This window comes from Kutzneria sp. NPDC052558, assembly GCF_044547355.1.
Taxonomy (GTDB): Bacteria; Actinomycetota; Actinomycetes; order Mycobacteriales; family Pseudonocardiaceae; genus Kutzneria.
The window spans coordinates 14,872-29,218 of sequence record NZ_JBIUAG010000005.1 but is presented as its reverse complement, the minus strand read 5'-3'; the positions used below and the strand labels follow the sequence as shown (position 1 = coordinate 29,218).

12 protein-coding genes are annotated in these 14,347 nt (G+C 70.0%); 4 read left to right on the top strand and 8 right to left on the bottom strand.

The genetic code is table 11. From position 1 onward, the window contains the following. Window positions 1-3: 3 nt before the first annotated feature. On the bottom strand, window positions 4-969 hold the full coding sequence (locus tag ACIG5F_RS11080) for an SDR family NAD(P)-dependent oxidoreductase (RefSeq protein ID WP_396517419.1): 966 nt from the start codon (window positions 967-969) through the stop codon (window positions 4-6). Between the two features lie 264 nt (window positions 970-1,233). On the opposite strand from ACIG5F_RS11080, the gene ACIG5F_RS11075 reads away from it, so the two are divergent. Next, complete coding sequence (locus ACIG5F_RS11075; protein WP_396517417.1) at window positions 1,234-3,996, top strand: glycosyl hydrolase 2 galactose-binding domain-containing protein; 2,763 nt, start codon at window positions 1,234-1,236, stop codon at window positions 3,994-3,996. 20 nt (window positions 3,997-4,016) lie between these two features. Here ACIG5F_RS11075 and ACIG5F_RS11070 read toward each other — a convergent pair whose 3' ends face one another. Then, window positions 4,017-4,862, bottom strand: a complete 846-nt coding sequence (locus tag ACIG5F_RS11070) for a class I SAM-dependent methyltransferase (protein WP_396517415.1) — start codon at window positions 4,860-4,862, stop codon at window positions 4,017-4,019. A 100-nt stretch (window positions 4,863-4,962) separates the two neighbouring features. On the opposite strand from ACIG5F_RS11070, the gene ACIG5F_RS11065 reads away from it, so the two are divergent. Next, window positions 4,963-5,118 carry a hypothetical protein gene (locus tag ACIG5F_RS11065; protein ID WP_396517413.1) on the top strand — a complete coding sequence of 52 codons (156 nt, stop codon included), beginning with the start codon at window positions 4,963-4,965 and terminating at the stop codon, window positions 5,116-5,118. A 29-nt stretch (window positions 5,119-5,147) separates the two neighbouring features. Here the strand turns inward: ACIG5F_RS11065 and ACIG5F_RS11060 are convergent, their stop codons facing one another. Both ACIG5F_RS11060 and ACIG5F_RS11055 read right to left on the bottom strand, forming a co-directional pair. Beyond that, on the bottom strand, window positions 5,148-6,200 hold the full coding sequence (locus ACIG5F_RS11060; protein WP_396517412.1) for an alpha/beta hydrolase: 1,053 nt from the start codon (window positions 6,198-6,200) through the stop codon (window positions 5,148-5,150). A gap of 13 nt (window positions 6,201-6,213) precedes the next feature. Next, window positions 6,214-7,485, bottom strand: a complete 1,272-nt coding sequence (locus ACIG5F_RS11055) for a cytochrome P450 (protein ID WP_396517410.1) — start codon at window positions 7,483-7,485, stop codon at window positions 6,214-6,216. 240 nt (window positions 7,486-7,725) lie between these two features. Between ACIG5F_RS11055 and ACIG5F_RS11050 the strand changes: the two genes are divergently transcribed. Further along, complete coding sequence (locus ACIG5F_RS11050; protein ID WP_396517408.1) at window positions 7,726-8,541, top strand: SAM-dependent methyltransferase; 816 nt, start codon at window positions 7,726-7,728, stop codon at window positions 8,539-8,541. Here ACIG5F_RS11050 and ACIG5F_RS11045 read toward each other — a convergent pair. From ACIG5F_RS11045 to ACIG5F_RS11030, 4 genes are read right to left on the bottom strand one after another with little or no spacing between them, the layout of a single operon-like run. Next, entirely contained in the window at window positions 8,538-9,452 is a 915-nt protein-coding gene (locus ACIG5F_RS11045; RefSeq protein ID WP_396517406.1) for an NlpC/P60 family protein, read from the bottom strand. The genes ACIG5F_RS11050 and ACIG5F_RS11045 overlap by 4 nt on opposite strands. A gap of 10 nt (window positions 9,453-9,462) precedes the next feature. Continuing rightward, a complete protein-coding gene (locus tag ACIG5F_RS11040) occupies window positions 9,463-9,945 on the bottom strand; it encodes a poly-gamma-glutamate biosynthesis protein PgsC/CapC (protein ID WP_396517404.1) in 483 nt (160 codons plus the stop codon). Beyond that, complete coding sequence (pgsB, locus tag ACIG5F_RS11035; protein ID WP_396517402.1) at window positions 9,942-11,117, bottom strand: poly-gamma-glutamate synthase PgsB; 1,176 nt, start codon at window positions 11,115-11,117, stop codon at window positions 9,942-9,944. The genes ACIG5F_RS11040 and pgsB overlap by 4 nt, the downstream gene beginning before the upstream one ends. A gap of 9 nt (window positions 11,118-11,126) precedes the next feature. Next, window positions 11,127-13,178, bottom strand: a complete 2,052-nt coding sequence (locus tag ACIG5F_RS11030; RefSeq protein WP_396517783.1) for a cache domain-containing protein — start codon at window positions 13,176-13,178, stop codon at window positions 11,127-11,129. A 192-nt stretch (window positions 13,179-13,370) separates the two neighbouring features. Between ACIG5F_RS11030 and ACIG5F_RS11025 the strand changes: the two genes are divergently transcribed. Beyond that, entirely contained in the window at window positions 13,371-14,264 is an 894-nt protein-coding gene (locus tag ACIG5F_RS11025) for a hypothetical protein (RefSeq protein ID WP_396517400.1), read from the top strand. Window positions 14,265-14,347: the final 83 nt, after the last annotated feature.

The following is a 14,347-nucleotide window of genomic DNA, read 5'->3' as shown; positions in this document are numbered from 1 at the left end:
ATTTCACGCGAAGGCGGTCACGCCGGTCATTTCCGCGGACAGGGTCCACAGCCGGTCGGCCTGCGCCGGGTCGATCGCGTACGCCTTGACGCCGGCCCAGGTGGTGGCCGGATCCGCGTCGACCGGGACCGGGTCGGCCACGTCGCAGTCCTCCAGGTACACCCCGCCCAGGCCGTCCAGCTGCGGCGATGTGGCGGCGAACACGGTGGTGGCCGCGCCCTGCTCCGGCGACTTGAACTTCACCAGCAGGTTGCCGGCCTCATCGATCCAGCCGCGCTCGACCATCTCCTCGCGGGACAGGTGCCGCTGCAACGGCGTCCAGATGCCGCCCGGGTGCACCGCGAAGGCCTGCACGTTCTTGGCCGCCCCCAACTGGTTCAGCTTCACCGCGAACAGCACGTTGGCGGTCTTGGCCTGGCCGTAGGCCGCCCACTTGTCGTAGCCCCGTTCGAACTGGAGGTCCTCCCAGCGGATCGGGGAGAAGAAGTGGCCGCGCGAGGACAGCGCCACCACCCGCGCGCCGTCGGCCACCGCCGGCCAGAGCCGGTTGAGCAGCGCGAAGTGGCCGAGGTGGTTGGTGGCGAACTGGGCCTCCCAGCCCGGGCCGATCCGGGTCTCCGGGCAGGCCATCACCCCGGCGTTGTTGATCACCAGGTCGAGGCTGCGGCCGCCGGCCAGGAACCGCTCGGCGAACGCCTCGACGCTGTCCAGGTCGCCCAGGTCCAACTCGTCGACCTCGACGCCCTCGATCCCGCCGAGCGCTTCCCGAGCCGCGTCCACCCGCCGGGCCGGCACCACCACTCGGGCGCCCGCCCCTGCCAGCGCCCGCGTCGTCTCGATGCCGATGCCCGAGTAACCGCCGGTGACCAGGGCCAGCTTGCCGGTCAGGTCGTTGCCGGCGATCACCTCCGCCGCCGTGCTGGTCGCCCCGAAGCCAGTGCCGATCTTGTGCTGCGCCGTCGATGTCATGGTGACGACGCTATGAGCTGGAGCGCGCTCCAGCGCAAGTCGGCCGCCGCGGGTCGCGCTCAGCCACACACCGCATGCAGGTCTGAGGCATATGTCCGAAACGCCCATTCGGCCTGGGGCTGGGCGCGACTCGCCGGGGGATTGACAGGGGTCGTGGACACGGCGAGGCTGGTCCGATATAGGTAGGAAACTTTCCTAATACTCAGCTGCGGAACGCCGCCACCGCCGCTCGCCCGAGTCACGTCGTCCGCGAGGAGCCGACCAATGAAGCGAGTCATCGGCGTGGTGCTCGGCACCGCGCTCACGCTGGTGGCGCCGTTGCCCACCAGCGCGGCCGCCGACCCACCGGGTCTGACCACCCTGGGCGCCGCCGGCTGGACGGTGCTCACCAGCGCCACCGCGACCCAGGGCGGCGCGAAGATCTCCACCCCCGGCTTCGACACGTCCAACTGGCTGAAGGTGCGACCCGACGACGCCGGCGCGCCCGGCACCGAGATCACCGCGCTGCTACAGAACAACAAGTGCCCGAACGTCTTCATGGCCGACAACATGAAGACCTGCTTCGGCACGCAGAAGAACAACTCGGGCCCGGTGACCACGGCCCAGTTCGCCACCCCGTGGTGGTTCCGCACCGACTTCGACGCCTCCCTGGCCGCCGGCCAGGCGGCCTCGCTGGTGGTCAACGGCGTGGTCGGCAAGGCCGACGTGTGGGTGGACGGCAAGGAGATCGCCACCTCCTCGACCGTCACCGGCGCCTACACCAAGTTCACCTTCGACGTCAGCAGCGTGCTCAAGTCGGGCAAGAACTCGCTGGCCGTCGAGATGTACCCGAACGACCCGTCCAAGATGCTGACGCTGGACGACGTGGACTGGAACCAGTTGCCGCCGGACAACAACACCGGCATCGAGTTCCCGATCCAGCTGCTGACGGCCAACGCCCTCTCGATCGGCAACGCGCACGTGGTGCAGAGCAACGCCACCGACCTGAGCAGCTCCAAGATCACCGTGAAGGCCGACGTCAGCAACACCGGCAGCACCAGCAAGACCGGCACGGCGACCGCGACCATCACTCCCCCGTCCGGCGGCACGCCGATCACGGTAAGCCAGAGCGTGACGGTGGCCGCGCACGCCAAGACCACGGTCACGTTCCCGGTGCAGACCATCTCGCACCCGCAGGTCTGGTGGCCCTACCAGATGGGCGCGCAGCCCATGTACACATTGGACACAACGGTCGCCGGCGGCAACAGCACGCACGAGCAGTTCGGCATCCGCACCATCACCACCGCGCTGATCGGCAAGTCGGCCAGCGCGCCGGACGGCGTCCGCCAGTACTCGGTCAACGGCCAGCCGTTCGTGGTGCGGGGCGGCGGTTTCGCGCCGGACCTGTTCCTGCGCTACGACTCGGCCAACATCTCCCGGCAGATCGCGCTGCTGAAGAATATGGGGCTCAACGTGATCCGGCTGGAGGGCCACCTGCCGCCGGACGACTTCTTCCAGCAGATGGACAAGGCCGGCATGCTGATCGACTCCGGCCAGCTGTGCTGCGACTTCTGGGAGACGCCCAGCACCGACACCGCCACGCTGAACCTGCTGACGCTGTCCGCGCAGACCATCGGCGAGAACGAGCGCGACCACCCCAGCGTGTTCACCTACAGCTGGAGCGACAACGAGCCCAGCGCCCCGGTGGAGGCGGCCGAGCTGAACGGCTTCAGGGCGGCCGACTTCAGCCAGCCGATCATCTCGTCGGCCGAGTACAAGAGCAGCCCGCAGCTGGGGGCCTCCGGCGAGAAGGAGGGCCCGTACGACTACGTGCCGCCGAACTACTGGTACGACACCAGCCACTATGACAGCGGCGACGACCGGACCAACGCCGGCGGCTCCTGGGGCTTCGACAGCGAGGAGAGCGCCGGCGACACGGTGCCGACGCTGGACTCGATCAACCGCTTCCTGTCCACTTCGGACCAGTCGAACCTGTGGCAGAAGCCGGACTTCAACCAGTACCACGCCAACTACGAGACCGGGCACGGCGGCTACAAGTTCGGCACCCTGTTCACCTTCGACCAGGCCCTGAGCAACCGCTACGGCCAGTGGTCCGACCTCGCCTCGTACGTCGAGGAGGCACAGGTGCAGAACTACGAGAACACCCGCGCCCAGTTCGAGGCGTTCATGGACCACTCCACCAACGCGGCCGCGCCGTCCACCGGCACGATCTACTGGCAGGCCAACAAGGGCTGGCCGACGCTGCTCTGGGATCTCTACAACTACGACGGCGACCAGGCCGGCAGCTTCTTCGGCGCCAAGAAGGCCAACCAGTCGCTGCACGCGTTGTTCGCCATCGACAACAACACCGTGACGCTGGACAACCTCTCCGGCGGCACGCGGTCGAACGTGTCGGTCGAGGCGAAGGTCTACGACACCAACGGAAAGGTGCTCGACGACCAGGGCGTCAACGGCCTTTCGCTGACGCCGCAGCAGGTCCGCAACTCGGTGCTCAAGCCCAAGGTTCCGACCAGCGCGCCCGGCAACGTGTACTTCGTCGAGCTGCTGGTCAAGCAGGACAACCAGATCGTCGACCGCAACGTGTACTGGGAGCCCACCAGCCGGCAGGACACCATCGACTGGTCCGCGACGCTGGGCAACCCGCAGGCGACGATGTCCTCCTACGCCGACCTGACCGGCCTGAAGTCGTTGGCCAAGGCCACGGTCTCGGCCACCGCCAGCACGACCGCGGCGGCCGGGCCGGACGGCGCGGACCGGGTGACCAGGGTGACCGTCACCAACACCTCCACCACCCCGACCGTGGGCTTCTTCCTGCGGGCGGACGTGCGGCGCGGCACGGTGGGCGGCGCCGAGCAGCCCGGTGACAACCAGGTGACCTCGACCCTGTGGGACGACAACGACATCACGTTGTGGCCCGGCGAGTCGCAGACCCTGACCGTCACGTGGAAGTCCGGCGATCTCAAGGGCGCGACCCCGGTGGTCAGCCTGAGTGGCTGGAACGTCGGCAAGTTCGACGTGAACGCCTGACCGACCCGGTCCGGCGGCGCTCAGGCGCCGCCGGACCGAGCAGTCAGCAGAAAGGCCGGCGAGGACCAGTAGTCGTGCAGCGTCACGACGGAAACGTCCTGGTAGCCGGCCTTTTCCAGTTGCGCCCGCCAGGCGGCGGCCGACTGCTCCCAGGTGACGCGCCGCGCCCCCGGCGTGAGCTGCCCGACCAGGACCGGCATGAGGAAGCCGCCGGCGACCAGGTCCCGGTCCGCCCCGTACTCGGACAGGCCCCGCTCGTAGGTCTCGGCGAGCAAGCGCAGGTGTTCGGCCCCGCCGTGCTCCACCGCCGGCACGTCGAAGTCGACGATCACCAGCCGCGAGGTCCGTTCCCCCAGGCGGGCAAGGACTTCCGTGCGCTCCTCGTGCGGGATGGTGTGCATGGCGAAGGTGGACTCGACCAGATCGAACGAACAGTCCACTTCGGACAGAAACGCCTGCACCGGGCCGGCGTAGGCGTGTGTCGGCGTCAGATCCCGGACGGCGTCGGCCAACAGCGCCGGCGAGGGCTCGATCAGCGTCAGTGAGTCGGGCAGATGTCCGCTGACCGCAAGGGCGTTGCGCACGACCCGGCCGTCACCGCAGCCGATGTCGGCCAGCCGGGCCGGGTTCAGGTCGCGGTACAGCGCGGCCAAGGCGTCCTCGACCGCGGCGTACAGGCCGACATTGCCGCCGCCGCTGATGAAAGCCTCGAAGGCCGCCGGCTGGTCGTACACCGAGCCGGCGGTCTCGTTGTCCAGATAGGCCGTCAAACACGTGGCCAGCAACGAAGACCCGGCGGCGGCCAGCTCCCGCGCGCGCTCGCGGTCACCCTCGGTCAGCGCGGACAACGCATCGACATCGCTCATCGGCCCATGATGGCAGAGCCCAGGTTGGTCCGAATGGCCGGTTTCACCGAGGCCGTGGCGGTCATCCCAGTGCGCAGAAACGAGCGAAGGAGGTCGGACCGTGATCACCCTTGGAGTCATCCTGCTGATCTGCGGTTTCCTGTTCAACATCCCGATTCTGTGGACGATCGGCATCGTGTTGGCCGTGGTCGGCGCGATCCTGGCCGTGGTGGGCGGCACCGGCCGTCGCATCGGCGGCCGGGCCCACTGGTACTAGGGGATGTCCCGCGGATCACGACGCACCCCCTAGATGCCCAGCTGGGATCCCAGCCAGGCCCGCGTCGCGTCCCGGTAGTCGCCGGCATTGCGGTGCAGGGCAATGGAATGGCCGGCGCTGGGCAGCACGTACACCGAGAGCTTGGCGGCCGCCGAGTAGAACGGCGACTCCTGGGCGCGCAGGGCTGACGCCGACGAGCAGTCGCGCAGCGCCAGCAGCCCGCAGAACAGCACGTCATCCTGGCCGACGGCCTGCAACACCGGCACGTCGATGCCCAGCGTGACCGGCACCACGATGCCGAACACCGCCACGGTTCCCATGCCCGGCACGGAAACCTGGTCCTTGGTCGCCTCGTCGGCGGCGATCACGTTCGGGTCGGCGTCGGCCGAGTTGTAGAACAGCGGGCCGCGGGCGCCGGGCTTGGTGGTGAAGTACAGCGGGTCGCCGGGGTTCGTCACCGACGAGAGAAACGCCGGGACGAGCCCCAGCGCCGCGCCCAACCCCAGGGCCGGCAGGGACGGGACGTGCGTGACTCCGGTCAGGATCACGCCGTCCACGTCCTTGTAGGTGGAGGCTTCCGAGGCGACGATGCCGGAGCCGACCGAGTGTCCGACGATCACCACCTTGTCGTAGCGCACGCCGCCCACGGCGCCGGCCCGTAGCTGCCCGACGACTTCGTGCAACGCCTCGGCCTCGGCCCAGATGGTCAGCGGCAGGCTCAGCGGATGGCTGCTCTGGCCGGAGCCGAGCACGTCGACCGCGAACGTGGCGTAGCCGTGCTTGGCCATGTCCCGTTGGTACGAATACTGATCCGGCTGGTAGGGCAGGTCCCAGTAGGCGCGGTTGTAGGTGCCGCCGTGCACGAGCAGCTGCACCGCCGACGGGCTCGCCCCGTCCGGCCGGCACAGCTGGCCGCTGATCACCGCGGGCGTGGTCAGCAGCGGCAGCACGGACGGCGAGCTCACCGGGAGCGTGGTCACCGCGCAGGTCACCGCCGACGCGCTCGCGGCCGGCGGCGCCGCCGTCCCGCCGAAGGCCGCCGCGCAGGCGATCACCAGCACGGCGAGCTTGCTGACAAGCATCCCAACATCTCCCTCAGTGACGTGGCAGAACGGTCATCGGCAGCCGGTTGGGCTGCATGGTGGCGGCCAGCCGCGGCTTGACCTTCGCGCCGGGCACCGGCACGAGCCGCCAGCGGGCGGCGATGGTGGCGGCGACCACCGCGATCTCGGTCTGGGCGAACAGGTGTCCCGGGCACAGCCGCGCGCCCGCGCCGAACGGGATGAACGCGCCGCGCGGCAGCTTCTCGGCCCGCGCCGGCAGCCAGCGGTCCGGGTCGAACCGGTCCGGATCGGGGAACCAGCGCGGATCCCGGTGCAGGGTGTGCTGGCTGACCGCGACCTCGGCGCCGGCGGGGATGTCGATCCCGCCCATCGTGACGTCGGCCCTGGTCCGGCGCATGAGGATCAGCGGCGGGTTGCGGCGCAGGATCTCGTTGACCAGCCGCTGGGTGTACTCCAGCCGGGGCAGGTCGGCGAACGTGACGGCGCGGCCGGCCAGCACCTGGTCGATCTCGGCGTGGAACCGGCGTTCGATCTCGGGCTGCTGGGCGATCTCGTGGAAGAACCAGGCCAGGGCGACGGCGGTGGTCTCGGCGCCGGTGGTGAGAATGGTGACCACCTCGTCGTGCACCTGCTCGTCGGTCATGCCCTCGCCGGTCTCCTCGTCCCGGGCCAGCAACAACATCGACACCAGGTCGCCGTGATCGGTCCCGGCCGCGCGCGCCGCCAGCACGACCCGGGGGATCACGTCACGCAGCCGCGCCGCGGCCGCGTCGAACCTGCGGTTGCCGGGAATGGGCAGGCGCTCCACGAACTTCGGCGAGAACGCCCTGATCAGCACGTTGTCCAACAGATCGGGCACGCAGCGCTGGATCTCGTCGAGCACATCCTGGCCGAGTTCGGTGGCGAACAGGGTGCGGCCGGCGATGCCGAGCACCAGGTTCTGCATGTGCTCGTCGACGGCGACCTCCTGGCCGGCCCGCCAGCCGGAGATCGACTCCGCGGCCAGCGCGGTCATCGTCGTCTCGGCGTACGAGGCGATCCTCGTGCGGTGGAAGGCCGGCAGCACCAGGCGGCGCTGGCGTTTGTTGAACTCGCCGTTGGAGGTGGCCAGGCCGTTGCCGAACAGCGGGCGCATCTTGTCGAAGACGATGCCCTTGTCGTAGTTGTCGGCGTCGGCGGCCAGCAGCCGCAGGGCCAGCGCCGGGCTGGTCACCATGTAGACCGGCAGCGGGCCGAGGTAGATCTTGACGACGTCGCCGTAGGCCGGCAGCGACGACAGGAAGCGCAGCGGTCGTCGCAGCATGGCGGCGGTGTGGCCGACTAACGGACGCCGACCGGGGACAACCGGTGCGTCGCTGGTGACGTTCTGGTTGGCGGACAACCCTTCCCACCCCACGATCGGTGCGCGGCCGGTTCACGATAGGGGGGACGGCGCGCTACGGCGAGTGGCCCCGCCCAGGACCACCCGATCGGGTTGCGCTGGCCTGGCGACGGCCCGGCGTCTAGGCTCTCGCAGTTGGCCGGCGAGCAGTGAGGTGGCGCGGTGAGTGGCGATCTGAGCTGGGTTCCGCCCGAGGTCGACCCGACCGTGCCGCACCCGGCCCGGGTGTACGACTACTGGCTGGACGGCGCGTCCAACTTCGCCGCCGACCGCGAGCTGGCCGAGAAGATCAACAAGATCATGCCCGGGGTGCGCGAGGCCGCCCGGTTCAACCGGGCGTTCCTGCGCCGGGCCGCGGTTTTCATGGTGGAGTCGGGGGTCCGGCAGTTCCTGGACATCGGCTCCGGCCTGCCCACCGCCGGCAACCTGCACGAGATCGTGCAGGGGCTCGACCCGTCCTGCCGCGTGGTGTACGTGGACCGCGACCCCATCGCCGTCGCCCACAGCACGCTGCTGCTCAGCGGCAACGACCGGGCCGCCGTCGTGCACGCCGACGCCCGCGACCGGGCCACCATCATCGAGTCCGAGGAGGCCAGGCGGCTGCTGGACTTCTCCCAGCCGGTCGGCCTGTTCATGTTGCTGCTGCTGCACTTCATGCCCGACGAGTGGGACCCCGCCGGCATCGTCGCCGGCTACCGCGACCTGCTGCCGTCGGGCAGCTACCTCGCCGTCTCCCACGTCGCCGCCGACGGCGAGGCCCGCAACCTCGGGGATGCCGTCCGGGTGTACGACCAGAACACCCACAACCAGCCCTTCCCCCGCACCCACGCCGAAGTGCTCCGCTTCTTCGACGGCTTCGACCTGGTCGAGCCGGGCCTGGTCGGCTGCCCCATGTGGCGTCCCGACGGCATGGGCGGCATCTCCGACGACCCCGGCATCAACTCCCTCCCCTACGCCGGCGTGGCCCGCAAACCCTAGAGGCGGCGGATGCCCCAGAGGTTGCTGGCGTAGGGGCCGGCGTCGTCGAGGACGCTGCGGCCGCTGGAGTCGCCGAAGCTGGGGCCGTCGGGGGTGGCGCGGGCGGCGATGAAGCGTTGTTGGCCGGCGTCGTCGACGCCGAGGTAGATGCCGACGTGGTCGACGGCGGCCTTGCTGCCGTCGATGCTGAACAGCAGGAGATCCCCGGGCTGGGCCAGGAAGCGGGTCTGGAGCGAGCCGACGGCGTGGTCGGCGATGGCGGCGCCGAGGTGGGCGGTGGGCATCTCCTGGGGAGTGCGGGGCAGGCCGGCCGAGCCGAGGGGGTAGCCGAGACGGTAGCCGTAGACGAGCCGGACGTAGCCGGCGGAGTCGACATCGCCGAAGCGATCCTTCCTCGGTTTTGCGCCTTGATAGGCGACGCCGAGGAAGTCGTTGAAGTCGGAGTCGTCGGCGTAGTGGGCGAACGTGACGTACTGGGTGGCGACAGCCAGCACGTCGGGGCTGCGGTCGCCGAGTTCGGCGTCGAGCCACGGGCGGAACCAGGGATCCTGTTCAGCGCCGGCTTTCCAGGGCTGGGGCGCGAGGCGGACCCAGTTGGTGGTGGTGACCAGGGCGCTGGTGCGCCGCGGATCGGCGAAGGTGCGGCTGGGTCCACTGAGGACAGCGGTGCGGGCGCCGTCGGTGAAAGTGGCGATGAGGCGGACATGTTCGTCCAGCACGGCGGTGCGCGGCGGCCCGTCCAGGCGTACGAAGCTGTAGCGGGTGCTGGCCGGATGGGCGGGGGCGATGGCCACGACGGCGCCGTTGTCCCGGGCCCTGGTCGGCACGTCCTGGGCCTGCGACAGGTGCACCACGGCCCCGCCGGACGCGACCAACGTCGTCAGCAACACCGCTGTGCGTAAGTGTTTCACGGCAGGGCTCCTACGAGGTGGGGACCAGGCCGACCAGCACGCCGCTGGCCAGCACTCCGTACGACGCGAGGGCAACCGACCCGGTGGCGAGCACGGTCACGGCGGGCGGCTGGCGGACCAGCTGGTACGCGATCAGGCCCGGGACGACAAATCCCAGCGTCTCGTGCACGTACAACAGCGGATAATGGTCCTGGATCAACACGAACACCGTGGTCTGCAACAGAACCCCGAGCAGCACCACGGCCGCGAACTGGCGCTTCCCGTACAGGATCACGATCTTGCTCAGGCCGAGCGTGGCCAGATAGGTCAGCACGGTGGTGAACACGACCAGCGCGGCCCGGCGGTAGTCCTCGACCAGGGTCAGCGCCAGCCAACCGGGCGTGATCATGCCGCCCGGAGAGAGATTCGTGGTCAGATAACACAGCAGGGAGAACAACAATCCGATGGCCAGCCCGAGGGTGGCCACCTCCGGCGACAGCTCCTGGCTGATCATAACCGCTCCAGGGTCTCCAGTTGGGCGAGCAGGATTTCGCCCTGTCCGTGGATGTTGCCGATGGCCGCGAGTGAGGCCTGCCCGTCGATGCCGGACACCAGCGCCTCCACCATCTCCGGCGCGCTGCGGCGACCGCCGAGGTCGACCACCTTGTCCCGCCAGTCCGAGGGAATCGCGGCCAACGCGCTGCGGGTCGGCTCGCCGATCAGCAGCACCCGATCCGGTTGCAGGCGAGGCACGATCGCGCCCATCTGGCCGTTGCGCTCGATCCGGTCCGGCCGGCAGTTGATCACGATGTGCAGGGGACGGCCGATCGCGCCGTGATCGAGCAGATGCTCGATGTTCATCACCGTCGACTCGGGATCGTTGGCAGCGAACACGTTCGCGAAGTTCAGCCGCTTGCCCGCCGCCGTGTAGCGATCCACCCGCAGCACGCCCGGATCCGGCGGGGCGGCCCACATCCCGGCCATCGCCTCGGCCCGCCCGACGTCCAGCAACTCCGCCACCGTCAACGCGATGGCCACGTTCTCCTTGAACATGATCCAGTCGAACGCCGCCATCTCCTGATCGGTGATCGTGTCCGGATCGACGGCGATCAACGTGCACCGGCGCTTGTCGGCCTCCTCCTGAAGAATGTGCAGGCGATCCCGCTCGGCCGTCACGCACACGCCGCCGACCGGCATCGACCGACACAGCGACCGGGCCACATCGTCCAGCGTGGGCCCCATCTCGGCCAGGTGATCTTCACGCACGTTGCACAGCACGCCGATGCCGGACTGGATCAGCTTGGTCTGGTTGATCTCCTGCAACGGCGGCGCGACCGCCATGCACTCCATCACCAGCGCGTCCGGATCGTAGCCGGCCGCCCGCCGCACGATGGCGATCTGCTCGACCACGTTGGCGATGCTGAACTTGCGGTGCACCGGCTCCTCCCGGGCATCCGGATGGATGAACCGCGCGGCGGTGCCGGTGGTCTTGGCCACCGTCACCAACCCACCGCCACGCAACGCACCCGCGCACAAGCGCGTGATCGACGACTTGCCGCGAATCCCGTTGACCAGCACCCGGTGCCTGATCCGGCGCAGATTTCGGTTGTGCCGCCGCTGTTCCACGATCCCACACACCAGCAGCACCAGGCAGGAGAGGGCATACACGGTGTAGAGGAAACGCATTCGGTTCTCCTAGACCAGCATCGGAACGGATGGGACGGCCGTCGGGGTGCGCTGTCTGCGCGCGGCGTCGAGACACTGCGAGAGCGTGCCGATCTCGTTGAGCCGCTCGGGATAGATCACGGTCTTCACGTCGCCCTGGGCCAATACCAGTGCCGCAGCGGCAAGACGTCGCAGCGGGCGCACGAAGCACAGGTGGTACCAGCCGAGCAGCAGCAGCGCCGCGGCCCCGGCGGCCAGCGCGGCGAACAGCACGTAGCGGCGAACCAGGTTGTCCGGCAAGGGAAGCGTGGTCAGCGGCTGTTGCAGCACGACGGTCCAGCGCAGCGGGTCGGTGCTCGGCGAGCCGGTGACGGTGGCCGCGGCGACGACGTACCACTCGCCGTCGATCTGGTCGGTGCCGGGCCGGCCGACGCCGCCGAGGGCGTCGGTGACGCTCTGCCGCAGGGCCTGGTCGGTGAGCATGTCGAAGGCGCGGTAGCCGTCGGCCGAGGCGAGGGTGCGCAGGCCGGAGTCGACGAGCTTGCCGTTGCCGGCGCTGCGGCGCAGGATCGACGACAGCTTGGTCACGTCGAGCTCGCCGATGAGCACGTGCGTGTGGTCGGGCAGCGGCGTGCTTGCGTACAGCACAGGAATGCGGCCGGCGGTGTTCTGTTGGTGCAGGCCGGATCCGGCCGGCGGGCGCTCGGCGGTGCGCAGCGGCGCGCGGCCGGCGGTGACCTGCACCGTGCCGGCGGCATCGGCGACGTAGACGCTGCGGTAGCGGTTGTTCTGCGCGATGAGGTTGTCCAGGGCCGGTTTCAGCGAGGACACGTCGGCATTGGCCCGGGTGGCGAAGGTGCGAAGGTCGCTCAGGGTCGCGGAGAGCTGGTCCCGCAGCGCGCCGGCGGTGACCTCGGCCAGGCTCCGCTCCCCCGGCACGACCAGGTCCGGCACGGTCGGCACGGTCTCCCGGGCGACGACGCCGATCACCGCCGAGCAGACCAGCAGCGGGGCGATGGCGGCGATCACCAGCACGCGGGCGGAAAACCAGCCGCGCCTGACCGGAATGATCTCGTTGCGCAGCGCGGCCGAGATGATTGTGGCCTCACGGAGCCGATATCTGCGGCGGTGGTGGCCGCCGAGGGCCTCGCCGCGCAGCCGGCGCAGCGGCCGCACGAAGCCGAACCCGAGCAGCACCAGCGTGATCAGCACCGCGGCGGTGAGCGTCGCCGCCACCCACGCGGTCTCCACCGGCGTCTGCTCCGCCCCATGGGCCGGCGCGGAGCCGACGAGCACCAGGTTGAGCCCAAGTGGCCGAGCGGGATCGCCCGTAAGAATCGGCGCGTAGACGGCAATCGGCGTCGTCCGGGCGCCGTCCACCACCGGGCCGGCGCTCTCGTCGCCGACCACGCTGCCGGCATCGGTGGCCGCGTTCGCGCTGGCCCTGGTCACCAGCCCCTGATATTTGGGATCGAACGACCCCCGCGATTTGACCACAGTGCCGTCGGATGTGGTCAGCAGCAACGCCGCGGCCGGCTCCCCGGACAGCGTGGTGGCCGGGATCTTCAGGCCGGTGGTGACCAGCACCAGCCACTGGGTGCCGGGCAGCGGGGCCGTGGTCAGCACCACCGCCGCGCCGGACTGGTCGCGCACCAGGTTGACGGTGATGCGGTCGACATCCTTGCTGGGCAAGGACTCCACCGGCACCGGCGCGCCCGTGCCGGCGAGCAGGGCGCCGGTGGTGCGGTGCACCAGGGCCAGGCCGAGGGCCTGCGGGGTGCTGCGGGTGAACGCGGCCAGGGTGCCGGCCGGGCTCGGGTCGGGGTGCACGGTGTACAGCGCGCCGGCCGTGCTCAGGTCGCCGGCGACGTCGCCGATCGAGTCGGCGGCGGCCCGGGCCAGATCGTTGACGAGCAGTTCCTGGGACTGCGCAACGACTTGCGGGCCGCCGCTGCGGCCGGCGGCCGGCAGTCCGATCACGCACCAGGCCACGAGCAGGGCCAACGCGGCCCCGACGACCGCGAGCGGGGCCCTGAGGCCGCCCGGAAACCCGTTCTCCACCGGCCTGGGGCCGGCCGCCATCGCCACCACGCGCGCTCCCTGTTCGGTCCACAGAGGACGGTTTCAACGCGGCGGCGGGGTGCTGCGTCTCAGACGTACTGTCTACTTCATTGCCTATTAGAGTATGATTGGAGTCACAAGGCAAGCACGATTCGCGACCGGACAACCGCCAGCAGCCACCGCCGGGCAGCCCGACCCACCGGAGATTTCCTGGTGTCTGTTCGAAATCTGCTGGTCACAGTGCTCGGAGTGGTGTGCGTGGCGGTGCTCGCGGTGATCAACGTTCCACAGCGCCCCGACGGGATCGACCTGGCCGAGCGGGCCTCACAGTTCGCCGGGGCCCTGGAGGCGGACGCACCCTACCGGCCGCCCACCGTGCGTGAGGGCCGGACCGCACTGGACGGCCTGATTCCGCTGCTCACCGGCGGAAAGGACACTCAGAGTGAGATGAAAACGCTTACACCACTGGGATTCACGGTCACCGACGGCCGGGACACCGTGTCCGGCCGGCACTTCACGCTGGCCGCCAGCCAGCCCGGCGACGAGCGGGGCTGGGGCATGTACCTCGCCGACTACGGCGCCACGCCGAAGCTGGTCATCGAGGTGCCGCATCCCAACTTCGACCTGGACACCGAACAGGTCGGTGTCCAGTTGTACCGGGCCCTGCCCGGATCCGCCGTGCTCATCGCCGGCGCGCACCGCCGGGCCGCCAACGGCCTGGCCGACGTCGCCCACAACGCGAACTCCCTGTTCAACCTGGTCGCCACCCAGCTGGCCCGCCGGGGGCTGCCGCAGGTGCAGCTGCACGGATTCGACGACGACAGCCTGCCCGGCATCGGCGTCGTCGTCTCCGGCGGCTCGACCAAGCACACCGCCCTGCACGAGCGGATCGCCGACCGGATCGAGGCCGACGGCACCGTGGTCTGCCGGGCCTGGCAGCAGAGCTGCGGCCATCTGGAGGGAACCACCAACGTCCAGGGCCAGGCCGCCGACTCGATGGGCGCGGTGTTCGCGCACATCGAGTCGGACAGCGAGATCCGGTCCCGACCCGAGCTGCGGGACCGGCTGGTGGCGGCGCTGGCCGCCGCGATCAACACCGGCCCCTAGCCTCGACCGCCGTCACCGACGCCAGCCCCGACACCGGACCGGATCGCGGGCACTGTCGTGTCGATCAGCTCTGGTCCAGGACG

Excerpts from the sequence above, each read along its gene's own strand:
- ACIG5F_RS11080 (WP_396517419.1), bottom strand. The coding sequence starts at position 969 with ATGACATCGACGGCGCAGCACAAGATCGGCACTGGCTTCGGGGCGACC.
- ACIG5F_RS11075 (WP_396517417.1), top strand. The coding sequence starts at position 1,234 with ATGAAGCGAGTCATCGGCGTGGTGCTCGGCACCGCGCTCACGCTGGTG.
- ACIG5F_RS11070 (WP_396517415.1), bottom strand. The coding sequence starts at position 4,862 with ATGAGCGATGTCGATGCGTTGTCCGCGCTGACCGAGGGTGACCGCGAG.
- ACIG5F_RS11060 (WP_396517412.1), bottom strand. The coding sequence starts at position 6,200 with ATGCTTGTCAGCAAGCTCGCCGTGCTGGTGATCGCCTGCGCGGCGGCC.
- ACIG5F_RS11055 (WP_396517410.1), bottom strand. The coding sequence starts at position 7,485 with ATGCTGCGACGACCGCTGCGCTTCCTGTCGTCGCTGCCGGCCTACGGC.
- ACIG5F_RS11040 (WP_396517404.1), bottom strand. The coding sequence starts at position 9,945 with ATGATCAGCCAGGAGCTGTCGCCGGAGGTGGCCACCCTCGGGCTGGCC.
- pgsB (WP_396517402.1), bottom strand. The coding sequence starts at position 11,117 with ATGCGTTTCCTCTACACCGTGTATGCCCTCTCCTGCCTGGTGCTGCTG.
- ACIG5F_RS11030 (WP_396517783.1), bottom strand. The coding sequence starts at position 13,178 with ATGGCGGCCGGCCCCAGGCCGGTGGAGAACGGGTTTCCGGGCGGCCTC.